Origin of the sequence: Microbispora catharanthi (assembly GCF_006334915.2) — a bacterium.
Lineage (GTDB): Bacteria > Actinomycetota > Actinomycetes > Streptosporangiales > Streptosporangiaceae > Microbispora > Microbispora catharanthi.
In genome coordinates this window covers 168,878-185,699 of sequence record NZ_VDMA02000007.1, presented here as the reverse complement: position 1 = coordinate 185,699, position 16,822 = coordinate 168,878, and the positions used below count along the sequence as shown (strand labels likewise).

The 16,822-nt window shown below is 71.5% G+C and carries 17 protein-coding genes; 12 read left to right on the top strand and 5 right to left on the bottom strand.

The genetic code is table 11. The features are described 5' to 3' along the window. Positions 1 to 10 precede the first annotated feature (10 nt). The 6 genes from FH610_RS15480 to FH610_RS15450 all read left to right on the top strand — a co-directional run bounded on the left by FH610_RS15480 (position 11) and on the right by FH610_RS15450 (position 5,285). The gene (locus FH610_RS15480; RefSeq protein ID WP_139575125.1) at positions 11 to 952 is read left to right on the top strand and encodes a ribokinase; all 942 of its coding nucleotides are present in this window, start codon (positions 11 to 13) and stop codon (positions 950 to 952) included. Positions 953 to 1,298: 346 nt separating this feature from the next. After that, on the top strand, positions 1,299 to 2,471 hold the full coding sequence (locus FH610_RS15475) for a YVTN family beta-propeller repeat protein (RefSeq protein WP_240808986.1): 1,173 nt from the start codon (positions 1,299 to 1,301) through the stop codon (positions 2,469 to 2,471). Positions 2,472 to 2,961: 490 nt separating this feature from the next. After that, entirely contained in the window at positions 2,962 to 3,444 is a 483-nt protein-coding gene (locus tag FH610_RS15465; RefSeq protein ID WP_139575124.1) for a hypothetical protein, read from the top strand. Between the two features lie 333 nt (positions 3,445 to 3,777). After that, positions 3,778 to 3,927, top strand: coding sequence for a dienelactone hydrolase family protein (locus FH610_RS44455; protein ID WP_240808985.1), 150 nt, complete (start codon positions 3,778 to 3,780; stop codon positions 3,925 to 3,927). A 283-nt stretch (positions 3,928 to 4,210) separates the two neighbouring features. Further along, positions 4,211 to 4,624 carry a YchJ family protein gene (locus FH610_RS15455; protein WP_139575123.1) on the top strand — a complete coding sequence of 138 codons (414 nt, stop codon included), beginning with the start codon at positions 4,211 to 4,213 and terminating at the stop codon, positions 4,622 to 4,624. Positions 4,625 to 4,955: 331 nt separating this feature from the next. Further along, positions 4,956 to 5,285, top strand: coding sequence for a hypothetical protein (locus FH610_RS15450; protein ID WP_139575122.1), 330 nt, complete (start codon positions 4,956 to 4,958; stop codon positions 5,283 to 5,285). A gap of 191 nt (positions 5,286 to 5,476) precedes the next feature. Here the strand turns inward: FH610_RS15450 and FH610_RS15445 are convergent, their stop codons facing one another. Then, complete coding sequence (locus FH610_RS15445) at positions 5,477 to 5,782, bottom strand: hypothetical protein (protein ID WP_139575121.1); 306 nt, start codon at positions 5,780 to 5,782, stop codon at positions 5,477 to 5,479. A gap of 443 nt (positions 5,783 to 6,225) precedes the next feature. Here FH610_RS15445 and FH610_RS15440 point away from each other — a divergent pair, with 443 nt between their 5' ends. Continuing rightward, entirely contained in the window at positions 6,226 to 7,473 is a 1,248-nt protein-coding gene (locus FH610_RS15440; protein WP_205825795.1) for an ROK family transcriptional regulator, read from the top strand. 150 nt (positions 7,474 to 7,623) lie between these two features. Here FH610_RS15440 and FH610_RS15435 read toward each other — a convergent pair whose 3' ends face one another. Then, positions 7,624 to 8,310, bottom strand: coding sequence for an STAS domain-containing protein (locus tag FH610_RS15435; RefSeq protein WP_338104550.1), 687 nt, complete (start codon positions 8,308 to 8,310; stop codon positions 7,624 to 7,626). Positions 8,311 to 8,429: 119 nt separating this feature from the next. Here FH610_RS15435 and FH610_RS15430 point away from each other — a divergent pair, with 119 nt between their 5' ends. Further along, positions 8,430 to 9,446 (top strand): chemotaxis protein CheB, encoded by a 1,017-nt coding sequence (locus FH610_RS15430; protein WP_161628009.1) that lies wholly within the window; start codon positions 8,430 to 8,432, stop codon positions 9,444 to 9,446. Between the two features lie 9 nt (positions 9,447 to 9,455). Further along, entirely contained in the window at positions 9,456 to 11,303 is a 1,848-nt protein-coding gene (locus FH610_RS15425) for a CheR family methyltransferase (protein ID WP_139575118.1), read from the top strand. Between the two features lie 6 nt (positions 11,304 to 11,309). Here FH610_RS15425 and FH610_RS15420 read toward each other — a convergent pair whose 3' ends face one another. Beyond that, positions 11,310 to 12,164, bottom strand: coding sequence for an SAM-dependent methyltransferase (locus FH610_RS15420; protein WP_139575117.1), 855 nt, complete (start codon positions 12,162 to 12,164; stop codon positions 11,310 to 11,312). A 155-nt stretch (positions 12,165 to 12,319) separates the two neighbouring features. Here FH610_RS15420 and FH610_RS15415 point away from each other — a divergent pair, with 155 nt between their 5' ends. Both FH610_RS15415 and FH610_RS15410 read left to right on the top strand, forming a co-directional pair. Further along, positions 12,320 to 12,505, top strand: coding sequence for a DUF6343 family protein (locus FH610_RS15415; protein ID WP_139575116.1), 186 nt, complete (start codon positions 12,320 to 12,322; stop codon positions 12,503 to 12,505). A gap of 53 nt (positions 12,506 to 12,558) precedes the next feature. After that, on the top strand, positions 12,559 to 13,440 hold the full coding sequence (locus tag FH610_RS15410; RefSeq protein ID WP_139575115.1) for a TIGR03619 family F420-dependent LLM class oxidoreductase: 882 nt from the start codon (positions 12,559 to 12,561) through the stop codon (positions 13,438 to 13,440). A 22-nt stretch (positions 13,441 to 13,462) separates the two neighbouring features. Here the strand turns inward: FH610_RS15410 and FH610_RS15405 are convergent, their stop codons facing one another. Beyond that, positions 13,463 to 15,112 carry a WD40 repeat domain-containing protein gene (locus tag FH610_RS15405; RefSeq protein ID WP_139575114.1) on the bottom strand — a complete coding sequence of 550 codons (1,650 nt, stop codon included), beginning with the start codon at positions 15,110 to 15,112 and terminating at the stop codon, positions 13,463 to 13,465. A gap of 240 nt (positions 15,113 to 15,352) precedes the next feature. Here FH610_RS15405 and FH610_RS15400 point away from each other — a divergent pair, with 240 nt between their 5' ends. Then, positions 15,353 to 15,826: a nuclear transport factor 2 family protein gene (locus FH610_RS15400; RefSeq protein WP_139575113.1), complete on the top strand. Its 474-nt coding sequence runs from the start codon at positions 15,353 to 15,355 to the stop codon at positions 15,824 to 15,826. Here FH610_RS15400 and FH610_RS15395 read toward each other — a convergent pair. Beyond that, entirely contained in the window at positions 15,798 to 16,745 is a 948-nt protein-coding gene (locus tag FH610_RS15395) for an IclR family transcriptional regulator (protein ID WP_139575112.1), read from the bottom strand. The two genes, FH610_RS15400 and FH610_RS15395, sit on opposite strands and share 29 nt — an antisense overlap. Between the last annotated feature and the right edge of the window lie 77 nt (positions 16,746 to 16,822).

The following is a 16,822-nucleotide window of genomic DNA, read 5'->3' as shown; positions in this document are numbered from 1 at the left end:
GAGGAACGCCATGGAACCGAAAGGTGTCGTCGTCGTCGGGAGCATCTCCGCGGATGTCACCGCCTTCACCCGCCGCCTCCCGCGCCGGGGAGAGACCGTTCTCGGCGACGACGTCACCTTGGTCCTCGGCGGGAAGGGTGCGAACCAGGCGGTCGCCGCCGCCCGTGCGGGAGCGCCCACCTGGCTGGTCGGGTGCATCGGCACCGATCCGTTCGGCGAGATCGTCTCGTCGGCGCTGCGCTCCCACGGCGTGGCGCTGACGGAGGTCCGATCCGTCGGCGACCGCACGGGCGTCGCGCACATCAGGGTGGACGCGTCGGGCGAGAACGACATCGTGATGACTCCTCTCGCCAACGCGGACCTCAGCGCCGAGATGGTGGACGAGAGCATCAGGGCCGTGCGCGGCAAGGCGAGCGTGCTGCTCCTCCAGCTCGAGATCCCCGCGGAGGTCGCCTGTCACGCGGCGGAGGCGGGTGCGCGGGCCGGGCTGACCGTGGTGCTCGACCCCGCGCCCGCGCAGCCGCTGTCCGACCGGGTCTGGCCGCACGTCGCCGTCGTCACCCCCAACGAGAGCGAGGCCGCCGCGCTGACCGGGGTGGAGGTCGTCGACGTCGCGTCCGCCGAGCGGGCCGCGGCCTGGTTCCTCGATCGCGGCGTGCGGCACGCGCTCATCACGCTCGGATCGGCGGGCGCCCTGTCGGTCACCCCCGAGCGCACCCGGCACTTCCCGGCCTACCCCGTCACCCCCGTGGACACCACCGCCGCGGGCGACGCCTTCACCGGCTCCCTGGGCGCGGCCCTCGCGGCCGGCCTCGACACCGCCACGGCCATCCGCCGGGGGATGGCCGCCGGAGCCCTGGCGACCACCCTGCCCGGCGCCAGCCCCTCGCTGCCCGACCGCAAGGCGGTGGACGAACTGCTCGACGCCGTGGCTGAGGGAGCCGCCCGCTGAGGCGCCCCGGTCTCGAGAGCCGGCGGCGGCAGGCGTCCGCTGTCGGATCCGGGTGCACTACCGCAGGCCCGACCTCGAAGCCTGGCCACCTCAGCACATCCTCGTGATGGTCTATCCCGGCCGTGCGTGGAGCGCGCAGAAGCAGTCGTGCAAGAGCGCGCAAAGCCCGCGTGCAAGAGCAGGCAAAGCCGCCCTCGGACCGCACCCGGCGGGCGTTAGCGTCTCGCCGACCCGTCGCGCCGCTCCCGCGTGCGTCCGCGGCCGGTCGTGACCGTACGGGGGCCGGCCGGGCGCAGCCCGCCGCGACGAGGGGGCAGGCGTGGGACGAGCGCGTGGAACCGGTGCCGTGACCGTGGTGCTGATGATGCTCGGAGGGTTCGCCCTGGCCGGTTGTGGGGCGCGGCCGCCCGCACCGCGTGCCGAGCCGTCGGGGGCCGTGCCGTCGCGGGGCGCGAGCACCCCGCCGGCGTCCGCTTCGCCGTCGCCGGACGCTGCCGCGTCGCTCGAGGCGCGGAGCCGGGCTCAGGTCGACGTCTACGCGGCCGACCGGCCGGGGATGCTCAGCCCCGTCGTCAAGGGCTTCCGCTCCCTCGTGTACGTGCCCAACAGCGAGAGCGGCACGGTCGACGTCATCGACCCGGAGACCTACCGGATCGTGCGGCACTTCACGGTCGGGGCGCTGCCGCAGCACGTGGTGCCGTCCTGGGACCTCAAGACGCTGTGGGTGAACAACAACCGGGGCAACTCCCTGACCCCCATCGACCCCCGCACGGGCAGGCCCGGCCGCCCGGTGCCCGTGGAGGATCCCTACAACCTGTACTTCTCGCCGGACGGCAAGTACGCGCTGGTCATGGCGGAGCGCAACAACCAGCTCGACCTGCGCGACCCGCACAGCATGAAGCTGCTGCGCTCGCTGTCGCTGCCCTGCCGGGGCATCAACCACGGCGACTTCACCGCCGACGGCTCGGTGTTCCTCGCGAGCTGCGAGTTCAGCGGGGACCTGGTCGTGCTCGACTGGCGTACGCCGAGCGTGATCCGGCACATCCACCTGGGCCACATGAGCATGCCCCAGGACGTGAAGCTGTCGCCCGACGGCACCGTCTTCTACGTCGCCGACATGGAACGGCACGGGGTGTGGCTGGTGGACGCGGCGACGTACAAGGTCATGCGGTTCCTGCCGACCGGCCGGGGCGCGCACGGCCTTTACGTGAGTCGCGACTCGCGCCATCTGTACGTGTCCAACCGGGGCGAGGGATCGGTGTCGGTCGTGTCGTTCCGGAAGCGGAAGGTGGTGGACGTCTGGCGGATCCCCGGCGGCGGCTCGCCCGACATGGGCGGCGTGTCGGCCGACGGCACGAAGCTGTGGCTCAGTGGCCGCTACCACGGCGTCGTCTACGTCTTCGACACCCGGGACGGCAGGGTCGTGCGCACCATCCCCGTCGGCGCCGGGCCGCACGGGCTGTGCGTGTATCCGCAGCCGGGCCGCTACTCCCTCGGTCACACGGGCATCTTCCGCTGACCCGCTGATCTGCGTCGCGGGACGCTCCGACTCGCCCGGCTCGCCGGACTTCGGCGCGAACAGCAGCCTGAACGGCGAGGGCAGGAGCGGGGGAACGCTCGCCTACATCTGGAACCAGGCCAAGGACAAGGCGTGCCTGCGGAACGTCTCCGGCGCGCTGGTCGGCTCCTGCGCGTACAACTCCTCGAGGCAGGACTACAAGATCTGCTGACGCGGCCGGACCGGTGACCGGCCCCCGGCGGAGTACCGCCGGGGGCCGGTTCGTCCTCTCCGGTGCGGCGTGAAACATTCAGCGGCCACAGCGGGATTTCGACCGGGTTCGCCGCCCTCTCTGTCCTGGTTGTGGCGGAACGGCGTTCCCAAGGTCCCCTGGGGTGCGTCGTTTAACGCCTGACCGGATCCAGCCCCGCGATCGCCGCCCTGGATCGGTCCGTGAATGTCGCAATACCCTCCGGGCACTCGGCACTTCCTGCAACGGATGAGGTGTGAATTGACCGCACGCACGCGAGGACGTCGCCTGACGACGTCGATCGCCATGGCCATCGCGGCGATGGCCGTCGCGCTCCTGCCGCTCAGCCCCGCGCACGCGGCGTACGGCGCGGACCAGCCGGTTTACCTCCAGCTGGTGAGCAACGACGGCAACGCGACGCAGCTGGCCCTCCTGGACGGCACGGTGGCGTTCGACGACGGCAACACGAAGTACCGCTACTCGCTGCGGCTGTGCTGGCAGCACGCCTACCCCGCGCCCTACTTCCTGATCAACGTCAACGGCACGAGCTCGTCCTGGCCGACCCAGACCGGCACCACGTCCTATGCCGGGTGCCAGCAGGCGTTCCTGTACAGCGGCGAAGTGAACTTCGGCAGCACCGTCAGCAACGTCCGCTTCGACGTGACCGGAGGCTGGTTCGGCAGCAACGGCCAGTACCAGACGCGCACCAAGAGCACCGGCACCTACGACAACCCCTACAACTGAGCCGCCTCGGCGCGGCACGCGCTGACCTGGGGGACGACCCGGGGCCAGGTGAGGCGGGCTGAGGCCCGCGCCCGCGACGGCGGGGACGGTTGAACGGCGAGGTCTCCGGCAGGCGGTTCACGAAGGACCGCCGATGCCGGAGACCTCGTCGCCGTTCGGCGACGCGGCAGGCCGCGAGCTTCCGCCGGTCTCAGCCGCAAGTGCTCCGCCGGTGCGGTGACCAATACGGGCTGCGCGCTGTCGAACGTGCTGCCGCCGACCTCTTCCGTGCCGGCGGGCATGAGGTCGTCACGCCCGACCTGTACGCGGGTGAGGTCGCCACGACGATCGACGATGGGTTCGTCCTGGGCGGGCGCTGCCGTGCGGGTCTTCACCTATCCGGGTGTCGGGCACTTCTACACGGACGCGAGTCTGCGTGATCACGACGCGGAAGCGGCCGAGCTCACCTGGCGGCGGAGTTCGGACTTCCTGCGTCACCTGTGAGCCGCTGAGCCGGGCCCCGCCGGTTCGCGGATCGTCATGCGCGCCGGGGCGGAGAGCTTCGGCGTTCCCGCCCCGGCGCTTCCGAGGACTGCCTACCTGAGGTACGGCCCGTCGGCCCCGATCGTGCCCGGGACCGGGTTGCCGGGCAGGTCCAGCACGTAGGCGCGCATGTCGCCCTTGCCGTTCAGGTCGAACGACAGAGTTCCGCGCGGGCAGCCCCACCGCGGTGCCGGTCGCCGCGGTCGCGGAGCGTGCGCTCGGGCGGGGGCGATAGCCTCGCGGGGTGAGCCGTACCTCTCGTTCCCGCCGTGCGCCGCGCGCCGGCGAGCCCTGTCCCTGTGGCCTGCCGGCCGCCTACGGCGACTGCTGCGGCCGGTTCCACGCGGGGCAGTCCGCGCCCACGGCGGAGGCGCTGATGCGCTCGCGCTTCTCCGCGTTCGCGGCCGAGGACGAGGCGTACCTGCTGCGGACCTGGCATCCCTCCACCCGTCCGGCGCGGGTCGATTTCGACCGGGGCATGCGGTGGACCGGGCTGGAGATCGAGGCGGCCACCGGCGGGAGCCCGATCCACGCCGACGGCACCGTTACCTTCCGTGCCCGCTACGACTATCGGGGACAGCCCGGCGAGATGCGTGAGCAGAGCCGCTTCGTCCGCCACGAAGGCGCCTGGGTCTACCTCGACGCCGTCGGCGAATGAGCCCCGCGACGACCGGACCGAGACCCGGACTCGGCACATATGTTTGTCATTCCGGATTTATGCCGATAGTGGCATTTGAGGGCATGAACGTGTGATGTCCGTTCAGAAGGCATAGCGACAAAAAATGCGTCATCATCCATGCCGCGCTTGGCATGCGCGGGGCTGAGGCCATGGTGCGGGGTATGAGGCCATCGTTGCTTATGTCCGCGACGAAAGCCCATTGCCGCATGGCCTTGGTAGGTAGGTGCGTTTCACGATGTCTCGCCGCTGTACGTCCCGCTCCCGACCGTTTCGGGCTCTGACGGCCCGTCGCCTGACGCTGGCCACTCTCGTGGCCGCGATCGCGTGGAGCGCCGCGGCCCAGGAGGCGAGTGCCGGCGCGCAGTCCCTCGGTCGTGCTCCCATGAGGGTCACCGGCCACGGCGGAGGCGGGGGCCAGGTGGCGGCGGGTGGGACGGCCACGGCCCGGCAGCTCAAGTCGGGCAACGGCAAGTTCAACCAGAATCTCAACGGCGTGTTCGCCCCGACCTTCATGATCGGCCAGCAGCAGACCGGCATCACGAACGGCGGGCGCATCAGCACGCAGGGCGCCTTCTGCGGTCCCGGCCCGAGGAAGTGCAAGATCTGGCAGAACATGCCCATCAACGCCGGCGGCTGGTGATCGCGTTCGAATACGTACGGGCCGTGGATTCCGCGAATGCGGACCGCGCTGACTGATATGGCAATGATGCCGTAAGACGCCGCGCGCGCCGGGCGCGGGAAACCGGCGGGTCACTAGCCTGAAAAGGCCCGGGCGAAAAGGTGCCGTCCGGAGCATTGCGGCGGCGACTGGCGGGAGCGCGCGATGAAGTGTCAGCGGTACGGCGGGACGGCCGTGAGGAAGATCGGTCTCGGTCTGCTCGCCTGCGCGTCGGTCGTGGCGGCGCTGGCCGCCGCGGGCCCCGCCGCCGGGGCCACGCGCACCCATGGGCGGGAGACACCACGCCACCAGGAGTCCGGGCTCCGGCCCGCGCGGCCCGAGAGGGACGCCGCCCAGCCCGGGCTCACCGCCACGAGTCCCACGACCAACCGCGGTACGCAGCAGATCACCATCAACGTCGCGAACGGCGGGACCGGCATCCAGAACGCGATGTGCAGGGGTAACCGGGCGTGCGACATCGCACAGGCGCTCGGCACGCCCTACGCGGGCGCCTCGCCCGTCCCGGCCCCGGCTCCGCAGGCATCACCCAAAGCGAGAGCGGCCACCCGAGCGAGAGCGGCGACCGGTGCGGGAGCGGTGAGTCGTGGAGGGATGGGGACCCGTGCGGGAGCGGTGAGTCGTGCGGGAGCGGCACCCCGTGCGGGAGCGGCACCCCGTGCGGGGGCGGCGGCCCGGCATGCGGCGGTCTCCGCGGGCCGGCGGGGGACCGGCCTTCAGGCGGCACGGATCCTCGGGCGCGCGCTATCGGGGGATCAAGGCGAGCGGGCGCGCCGGTGAACGCGGGGCTCCGCCGCGTACGCCTCCGTTGGTAATCTCAAGGTGAGGAAGGGGCGGCGGCCCTGCCCTCCTGTCCACGGCCCGCCAACGAGGAACTCCTCCGAGTCGTCAGGATTTGCGCATCATGTCGAAAGCCGGTCGGTCCCAAGAGGAGATGCGCCGGCGCAACCTCGGCGATCTGCTGCGGCACGTGCACCTGGCCGGCGCGCTCTCCCGTTCCGAGCTGGCCGACCGGATGGGCCTGAACCGGAGCACCATCATGGCGCTGACCGCCGAGCTGTCCGCGGCGGGCCTGGTCAGCGAGGAGTTGCCCGGAGACACCGGCAGGGCGGGCCGGCCGTCGCTGGTGGTCCGCCCCGAGCGCGACCGTGCGCACGTGCTGGCCTTCGACGTCCGCGTCGACCGCCTGGTCGCGGCCCGGGTGGGACTGGGCGGTGAGATCCTCGACCGCCGGGAGGCGGTCAGGTCCCGCGCGGGCGCGGACCTGGAGGACGTCGTCGGCGTGCTCGCGGGCTTCGGCCGCGAGCTGCGGCGCGGCGCCCGGCCGGGCTCGGTGTGCGTCGGAGTCGGCGCGGCCTACTGCGGCATGATCCGGCCCGACGACGGCACGGTGCGGTACGGGCCCTATGTCGGGTGGGTGGACCAGGCGTTCGGCGTCGAGCTCGGCTCCCGCCTGGGGCTGCCGGTGCTCGTGGGCAACGAGGCCCACCTGGGCGCGCTGGCCGAGCGCGACCGCGGCGTGGGCCGCGGCTTCGACAACCTGATCTACCTGCACGGCGACGTCGGTGTGGGCGGCGGGATCATCGTCGGCGGCAAGCTGCTCGGCGGTGACGGCGGCTACGGGTGCGAGCTGGGGCACATGATGGTGAACCCGTACGACGGGCGGCCCTGCATGTGCGGCTCGCGCGGCTGTCTGGAGGCCGAGGTCGGCGAGCACGCCCTGATCGACGCCGCGGGCCGCTCGGGCGAGCTGAGCGGCCGCGAGGGCGTACGCGCGGTGGTGGAGGCCGCCGGACGCGGGGACGCGGCGGCCGAGGAGGCGCTGCACCGGATCGGCGACTGGCTGGGCATCGGGGTGGCGAACCTGATCAACCTCTTCAACCCCGGCATGGTGATCTTCGGAGGGATGCTGCGGGACGTGTACCCGGGCTCGGCGGCGCAGGTCGGCCACAGGGTGGAGGCGAACGCCATGGTCATCTCCCGGGAGCAGGTGCGGCTGCGGGTGTCGGCGCTCGGCGACGACGTCACGCTGGTCGGTGCCGCGGAGCTGGCCTTCTCCAGGCTCCTGGCCAGTCCCCTGGAGGTGCTCGCGGAGATGCGGCGCCGCACGGCACACCGGGCCGCGCCCCGGAAGCGCGCGCTGGCGCTCTGACGGCGCCGCGCCGCACGAGGTTGAGCGGCAGAGGGTTGAGCGGCAGAGGGTTGAGCGGCAGAGGGTTGAGCGGCAGAGGGTTGAGCGGCAGAGGGTTGAGCGGCACTGCTCAGCGGCACGCTTTCAGGTGCGCGCTTTCCCGTACACGGCTCAGCGGGCGGCGAACGTCTCGGCCTGGCGGCGGAAGCCGTCCGCCCTGACCCGGTGGGAGTCACCGTCGCAGGACAGGCCGGGACACGGCCGCTCCGCGAGCGCGTTGTGAAGGACCGCGAGGCGCTCCTGGGCGTCCGCCAGGCCCGTGCACAGCGACTGCGCCCTCTCGCGCATGGTCGCCACGTGCGTACGGGCCTGCTCGCGCAGCAGCCGCGAGTGCTCCAGCAGCGCCTCCCGGCCGCCCGGGTCCGACATGCGGCGTGCCGTATCGCCGGAGCGTACCGACCCCACCGGGCGCCGGCCCGGCTCTTCACGCCGGCCGGGCAGGAGCACGAGGCGCCGTTCCAGGGGCGCCACGGGCGCGGCGCGTACGACGGTCGGGCGTCCCGGCCGTCCCTCCGGCCACAGAAGCGCGAGCAGGCGGCCCAGGGGCCGGCTCGCCCAGACGATGAGACCTCCCGAGGCCGAGGCGGCGGCGGTGTGCACGCGCTCGAGCGCGCGCACCCCGGCGAGGTCGCAGAACTTCAGGCGGACCGCGTCGAGCACCAGGTGCACGCGGCCGTCCGCGAGCAGCGGCGCGACGGTCCCTTCGAGCTGCACGCAACTGAAAATGTCCATCTCTCCGCTGACGCTCACCACGGCGGAGTCCGATTCACGCTGTGTCACTCTCACCCACAGTTCCATGGGTGACCTCCTTACCCCGCCTGAGACGGGGAGACGGGCGGCGGGCGATCGAATTTCTTTTCCGAGCGCTCCGCATGACTCCCGCACTTCAAGGATATGGGGCGTTTGTGGGTGTGCTCATGCAGCGGGATGTCGTGGTCGTCGCCGCCTCCGCGGGAGGCATCGAGGCCCTGCGGACGCTGCTCGGCAACCTCCCGGCCGGCCTGCGGGCCTCCGTGCTCGTCGTCCTCCACATCTCGCCGCGGGCGGGCAGCGCCCTGCCGGGCATCCTCGACCGCGCGGGGCCGCTGAAGTCGGCGGCGGCGCAGGACGGCGAGCCGCTGCTGCACGGGCGCGTCTACGTGGCCCCTCCCGATCTCCATCTGCTGCTGGACGGAGAGAACGTCCGGCTGTCCCGGGGCCCCCGGCACAACGGGCACCGCCCGGCCGCCGATCCGCTGTTCATGAGCGCGGCGGCCTTCGCGGGGTCGCGGACCCTCGCCGTCGTCCTGAGCGGGACCCTCGACGACGGGGCACGGGGATGCGCGGAGGTGGAGCGCCGCGGCGGGCTGGTGGCCGTGCAGGACCCCGAGGAGGCCCCTTTCGACGGCATGCCGCGCGCGGCCGTCGCCGCGACGAGGCGGCCGATGGTGTCCTCCGTACGGGAGATCGCGCAGTGGATCGCGCGGGAATGCGAAGGAACCGCGTCTCCTCCACGGGAGACCGAGGTCGATCGTAAGCTCCGGCACGAGTTGGACGCGTTCTTCTCGGCAGGTGTGCCCGGCCCGCCCCCCGGCCGGTTCAGCGCCCTGAGCTGCCCCGACTGCAACGGACCGCTGTACGAGGTGGCATCGCCCCCCAACGGGCACTACCAGTGCATGGTGGGTCACGCCTGGTCGATGGAGAGCATGGTCGACGGGCAGTCGGAGGCTGTCGAGCGGGCCTTCTGGGTGGCGATCCTGCGGATCGAGGAGCGGCTGCGGCTCCTGACGCGGATGCTGGGCAACGCCGAGGAGCGCGGGCAGGCCCTGGTGGCACGCCGCCTGCGGCAGCAGACGGAGCGGGACCGGGACGCCCTCGAGACCCTGCGTCACCTGCAGAGCCGGATCGGCCGCGAGGCACCGGCCCCGGTCACCCACGGCGACGAGCGGCGATAGCGTGGACCCATGGTCACCAGCGAGGACCGCGAGTTCGACGACCTCCTGTTGATGCTCAAGGAGACCCGGGGGTTCGACTTCTCCGGCTACAAGCGCAGCACGCTGCAGCGCAGGGTCGCGCGGCGGCTGCAGACGCTCAAGCTCGAGACGATGGGAGAGTACCGCGACTACCTCGAGCTGGAGCCCGGTGAGTTCGCGATCCTCTTCGACAGCCTGCTCATCAACGTCACCGGGTTCTTCAGGGATCCGCAGGCCTGGCAGGTCCTGCGCGCGAGGGCGATCCCCACGATCTGCGCGGCCAAGGGCGGTGGCCGCGCGATCCGGGCCTGGAGCGCGGGGTGCGCCACCGGCGAGGAGGCCTACAGCCTCGCCATCGCCCTGGCGGAGGAGCTGGGGCTGGACGAGTTCCGGGAGCGGGTCAAGATCTACGGCACCGACCTGGACGAGAAGGCCCTGCACGGGGCCCGTACGGCGGTCTACGACGTGCGCAAGCTCGCCGACATGCCGCCCGAGCTGCGGGACAAGTACTTCGAGCCGGTGGATGCCGGGTTCGCGTTCCGCCGTGACCTGCGCCGCCAGCTCATCTTCGGCCGCAACGACCTCACCCGGGACGCCCCGATCTCCCGGGTGGACCTGCTGCTCGCACGCAACACGATGATGTACTTCAACGCCGAGACGCAGCTCAACATCGTCCGCAAGTTCCACTTCGCCCTCGCCGACCCCGGCTACCTGTTCCTGGGCAAGGCGGAGATGCTGCTCAACCACGGCGACAAGTTCGAGCCGGTGGACCTGCGCGTGCGCCTGTTCAGGAAGATCCCCCAGCCCGCGGGCGGGGCGCGGATCGGCTGGAACTCGCCGCCGCCCCACGCGGAGGAGAACACGCGGCTTCCGCGGCTGCAGGGCGCGGCACTCGCCTCCGGCCCGGTCGCCCAGATCACGCTCGACGCGTCGGGCAGGCTCGCCCTGCTCAACACCCGCGCCGAGGTCCTGTTCGGCCTGCAGCCTCGTGACGTGGGCAGCCCGTTCCAGGATCTCGAGGTGTCCTACCGGCCCGTCGAGCTGAGGTCGCTGATCGAGCAGGCCGAGCTGGACCTGCGTACGGTCGAGCTCCACGACGTCGCCTGGCAGCGCCCCGGCATGCAGGAGCCGAGCGTCTTCGACGTCGCCGTCGTCCCGCTCATGGACAGGACGGGCGAACTCGTCGGCGTCACGATCAACTTCCACGACGTCACCCGTTATCGGCGGCTCCGTGACGAGCTCGAACAGGCCAACAAGGAGCTCGAGCACGCGTACGAGGAGCTGCAGTCGCTGAACGAGGAGCTGGAGACCACGAACGAGGAGCTCCAGTCGACCAACGAGGAACTGGAGACCACCAACGAGGAGCTCCAGTCGACCAACGAGGAACTGGAGACGATGAACGAGGAGCTCCAGTCCAGCAACGACGAGCTCCAGCAGATCAACGAGACCCTCAACGCCCGGACATTGGAGCTCGACCGGGCCAACCAGTTCGTCGCCTCAGTGGTGCGCTCGCTCGGCGACGTGGTCGTCGTCGTCGACCGGGACCTGCGGGTGCTGCTGTGGAGCCCGGGGGCGGAGGAGCTGTGGGGGCTGCGCGCCGACGAGGCCCACGGCCGCGAGCTGCCCGCACTCGACATCGGCCTGCCCCTCGACCCGCTGCTGCCCGCGATGCGGCGCGTACTGGACGGCGACCCGGTCGCGGGCGGTCAGGCAGACCCGGCCAGCGTCGAGGCCGTCAACCGCCGGGGCCGGCCCGTCCGGCTCGCGGTCACACTGGCGCCGCTCCACGAGGACGACGCGTCCGTCGAGGGCCTGATCCTGGTCATGACCGGGAATTGACGCACGTCAGGGGCCGGGAACGAGGCCGACTCCGCCCAGGATGTCGCCACCCGGCATGCCGTTCCATTCGAACTCCACGGTCTCGGGCCGCCACCGGTCCAGCGGCACGACTCCGGGCTCCAGCACGTGGAGGCCGTCGAGGAAGCCGCGGACGTGGGCCGCGGTGCGAGGCACGATGCCGCCCGCGGTGGTCGCGGTGTAGACGTCCCTGCCCCGCCTGACCGCGTCCTCGTCAAGGTCGCCCTGAGTGATGTGGGAGACCACCAGGTGGCTGCCCGGGGCGAGCTTCTCGCGGAACGCGCCGACGACGCGCGCCGCCTCCGCGTCGTCGGTCACGAAGTGGAGGACGGCCAGCATGATCAAGGCGACCGGCCGGGTGAAGTCGAGGTGGGTGAGGACGCCGGGGTGATCGAGGATCGACTCCGGTTTCCGCAGGTCGCCGTCGATCACGATCGACCGGGGGTTGTCGGCGAGCAGGGCGCGTGCGTGGGCGAGCACGATCGGGTCGTTGTCGACGTAGACGACCCGGGACTCCGGTGCCTCGGCCTGCGCCACCTGGTGGACGTTCTCCTGCGTCGGCAGCCCGGTGCCGATGTCGAGGAACTGCCGGATGCCCGAGCGCGCCAGGTGCCGTACGGCCCGCACGAGGAAGGCGCGGTTGGTCCGGGCGACCTCGCGGGCGTTGGGCAGGATCGAGATGATCTTCTCGGCGGCCTCGCGGTCGGCCGCGAAGTTGTCCTTGCCGCCCAGGTAGTAGTCGTACATCCGGGCCACGCTCGGCGTGCCGGGGTCCACCACCCACGCGGGAGCCTGCTCCTCGTGCACGCTCCGCCCTCCACAGCTCGTGTCGGTCCGCTCCATGGGACGACGTCCATCCTAGGGACACGAGTGCCGTTTTTGACTGCCTGATCCGACAATCGGCAATGTCAGATGTCCTCGTACGCGCGCCCGTCACCGGCGCGCGTGGCACGCGGCTCCCGGCCGGGTAGGGGATCGATGCGGGGGGAGGTGACGGCATGGAGCCGCGCGGCGCCCTCGGGCTGCGTATGGTGCTGGCCACCTTCGGGCTGGCCGTCTGCGGCTTCATCGCGATCACGGCGTACGCGGCGGGGCGGGTCGTGCCGGCGCTCGTCGCGACCGTGCTCGCGATCGTGGCCGCGGCCGACTTCGTCGTGGTGGTCCGCCGGCGGGCCGGGCGGTGAGGAAGGATATCCGGGGCATTCAAAAATAGAACGCGTTCTCGTACGCTCCGGGTATGCGTTTCACCTATGCCGAGGCCATGACCGACCCGTCGTACTACCTGCCGCTCGCCCGGGCCGCGGAGGCGGCGGGGTACGCGAGCATGAGCGTGGCCGATTCCCTGGTCTACCCCCGGGAGTCGGACGCGAGGTATCCGTACACGGCGGACGGAGACCGGGAGTTCCTGGAGGACAAGAGCTTCATCGAGACGTTCGTCCTCATCGCGGCGATGGGGGCGATGACGTCGACGATCCGGTTCACGCCGTTCGTCCTCAAGCTCACGGTGCGTCCCCCGGTGCTGGTGGCCAAGCAGGCCGCTTCGGTCGCCTGGCTCACCGGCGGCCGGCTCGGCCTCGGCGTCGGGCTGAGCCCCTGGCCGGAGGACTACGCCGTGACGGGCGTGCCGTGGGCGCGGCGGGGCAGGCGCATGGACGAGGCCGTCGAGATCGTCCGCGGCCTGACGCGCGGCGGCTACTTCGAGTACCACGGCGAGTTCTACGACCTGCCGCCGGTGAAGATGTCCCCGGTGCCGGCCGAGCCGATCCCGATCCTGGTCGGCGGGCACAGCGAGGGGGCGCTACGCCGCGCCGCCAGGCTCGGGGACGGCTGGACGCACGGCGGGGGAGACCCGGCAGAACTGGACGCGCTGCTCGCCAGGCTCGCCGCGCTGCGCGCCGAGGAGGGCACCGCCGACCGGCCCTTCGAGATCCACGTGATCTCCCCCGACGCCTACAGCGTGGACGGCGTGAGGCGGCTGGCCGACAAGGGCGTCACCGACGTGATCGTCGGCTTCCGCAGGCCGTACGTGAAGGGGCCCGACACCGAGCCGCTGAGCCGGAAGATCGAGCACCTGGAGCGCTTCGCCGAGACGGTGATCGCCAAGGTCGATGGTTCGTGACCTCTCCGACAGCGAGGTCCGGTCACCCGGCTGCCGTCACCTTGAGCTGGTGCTTGGCCGCCGCATAGACAGTCGCCTGGTCCCCCTTCCACTCGGCCCCATAGGTGTACGTGCCGGCCTCCGCGGGTGTGTCCGTGAAGGCGAACGACCCGTCGGCGCCGGGGGACACCGTGGTGAGCACGATGGTCCTGGAGCCCATGCCGCTGGCGATCCTGCGATAGATCCGGACCACGGCATCGTCGTCGGCGGGAGGCCGGCCGAAGTCCAGCGTGCCGTGCATTTGAAGGGGAACGCCGACGGTTCCGTCCGTCGGTCCGGTCAAGGTGATGGACGTGGGGTGCTTGGCCAGTGTGACGGTCGCCGAGGCCGCGCTCCACCGGGTGTCCTCGGTGCCGTCCCAGAGCACGCGATAGCTGATCGTTCCGGCGACCGGGGGGATGTCGGTGAAGGTGAAGGCGCCGTCCGCGGAGGTCGTCGCCGCCGGGAGTGTCGCGATGGTGCCGTCGGGCAGCCGGCGGGTCACGGTGAGCGGCTTGGCGGCCAGCGCCGACCCGTCCGTCAGCGTGAGTCGGCCGGTCACGGTGAGCGGTTCGAGCGCGACCGCGTCGGCCGGGGCCATCATGGTCAGCGTGGATCCCGGAAGAGTGGCGCGGTCGAGTCGCCACAGTTTGAACCCGCAGGTGTACTGCGGCGCCGGGCAGCCGGACGAATCCCCCACCACGCCGTAGACGGTGTCACCCAGGAAGGCGAGAGTGCCCGGCATCACGCTTTGTGCCGGGCTTTGGTCGGTGTAGAGCTTCGCCGTCGTCGCGGTGTCGTACAGCTTGACCTTCTTGGAGAAGCGGCCGCTGGTGGCGACCTGCGTGCCGTCCGGACTGATGGCGACAACCGTGGGGCTGTCCCTGTCACCGCTCGGCTCGTCGGCGCCGTAGCTGCGGACCTTCGTCAGGGTGGTGGTGTCCCAGGCGTCGTACTGGGTCGGGAAGTCGAAGGCCGGGATGACCGTCGAGCCGTCGGGCGTGAGCGCCAGGTCGTAAAGGGCGCCGGTCATGTACGAGGAGAAGCGGTCGGGAATCTCGCCGCGCTTGACGGCGGCGGCTCCGCTCAGGTCGTAGACCTCGAGGTTGCCCGATGAGGTGCTCGTCTCGCCGACCACCAGCGTGTTCCCGGCGGCGGCGACCAGCGGGGCATCGCTCATCGGTGAGACCGGGAACCGGACCGGCTCCGGTGCCGCCGCCGACAGGTCGAGGCTGGCGACGCCGACATGGTAGGTCGTGTACGCGCAGCCGTAGCCGACCCACAGGCGGTCGCCGGTCAGGGACAGATGCGTCGGGCACCTGTCCTCGGCCAGGTCGAAGCGCCGGGTGACAGTGAGGCTGCCGGTGTCGATCTCGGCCACCTCGTTCGACCCGCGCAATGCCGCGTACAGCCGCGTGGCGTCCGGCGTGATGGCGAGGCCCGCCGCGCCGGACAGGCCGGTGACGGTGCCGATGAGAGTTCCCTCGGCATCGGTGACGGCGATCCGGTCGCCACCGGAGACGAAGATCTTGCCGCCGCCCGCGACCAGGTCGCCTGTCTGCGTGATGCCGATGTCCGTGAGAGAGTCGTCGGCCGAGGCCGCAGGTGCGGGAACCACGACGAGGGCGGCGGCGACTGCCGCGGCGCCGCCCAAGGCGAGAACCCGGCGTTTCAGTCGGGCGGTCGACGGCCCTTCACGATGTGCGTGCAGAATGGCCGCGCGTCGACCATGCGGATGTTTTCGAATTAGTCTGTTGATCATGACTGAGATGTAGCCACGTCTGTTCGGGAGCGGTCAAGTGAATTTGACATGCGTATTCTGCGGATCGTCATGTAGCGATCTCATTAGAACGCGTTCTTGCACGCCGTTCCGCGCTCGCGCATGCTGGGGTGTATGGATCTGATCGCGCTGGAGGAGATCCGCCAGACCAAGTACCGCTATCTGCGCTGCCTGGACCTCAAGCGCTGGGACGACTTCGCCGACACGCTCACCGGCGACGCCGTGGCGGCCTACGACAATCCGGTCGCCGGCGACCCGCTGCGGTTCGACGGGCGCGAGGCCATCGTCGGCTACATGCGCGCCAGCCTGGGACCGGAGGTGATCACGACGCATCTCGTGGGTCACCCCGAGATCGAGATCGACGGCGACGACGCGAGGGGCACCTGGTGCCTCGACGACACCGTGCTCATTCCACGCCACCGCCTGATGATCCGCGGATCCGCCTACTACGAGGACACCTACCGGCGCTGCTCCGACGGGCGCTGGCGGATCAGCGGCACCGGCTACCGCCGGACGTACGAGTACACGGTGTCCCTCGACGACCTGCCCAGTCTGCGGTTCACCGCGAACCGCTGGGCCGCGTCCTGACCTTCCCGGAGGCGGGGCGCGCCGCCGTTCCGCCGGGGACCGCGCCGCCGAGTTCCGCGGTGACGGCGTCGGCCGCGGCCACCAGCGCGGCGCCGCGCCGGGCGATCTCGGCACCGGTGACGGCGGTGCCGACATGCAGGGTGAGAACGAGTTCCTGCTCGCCGCCGGGGCCATAGGCGGGCGCGGCGACGAGGTTGACGGGATGCTTCTTGCGCGGGTTGAGGCCCGCGCCGAGGTAGACGCGCTCGCCCAGGCTCGACACCATCTCGCCGACCAGGGCGCGCACCTCCCGCGGCAGCTCGTACGCCGCCACCCCCGCCATCAGGGAGTGCAGGCGCATGCCGGCGGGGGTGAGGCTCTCCACGAGATAGCCCGCCGCCCGGCACTGCTCGACGACCGCGCGCAGGTGCTCGCGGTCCATGCGCACCGGCAGCGTCGGCTCCCTGGCCAGCCAGCGCTCCAGTTCCCGGTCGGGTCCCCACAGCACGTACATCAGCCCGACGGGCGGCGCGAACGGGTAACGCTCGCCCACCCTGACCGGCGGATCGCCGGGAGGGACGACCGCGTCGAGCACCATGATCTCGTCGCCGACGACGGCCGAGGCGGTGCAGGTGGCGTGATATCGCTCGGCCAGCGGCTCCAGGTGCCGCCGGGCCACGTCGCCGGCCAGGAAACCGCGCCGCGCCGCCCGCCCCGCCGCGATCAGCGCGGGACCGAGGCCGTACGTCAGGGTGGCGGGGTCGCGCACGAGATAGCCGGCGGCGACCAGTTCGGTGAGGATGCCCAGGCACGTGGGCTTGCTGATGCCCAGCTCGCGGGCGAGCGCGGACAGGCCGAGCCCGCGGCCGCCCGCCGCGACCAGATGGTCGAGCACGGCGACCACCCGCCGGGCGGGGGGAGAGCGCCGGGCCACGGCCATTGACCACTCCTAGAACGCGTTCTACTCTCGCGGTGGGAAAAGACTACCGCTTCGGTCCATATTTGTACCGCGTATCC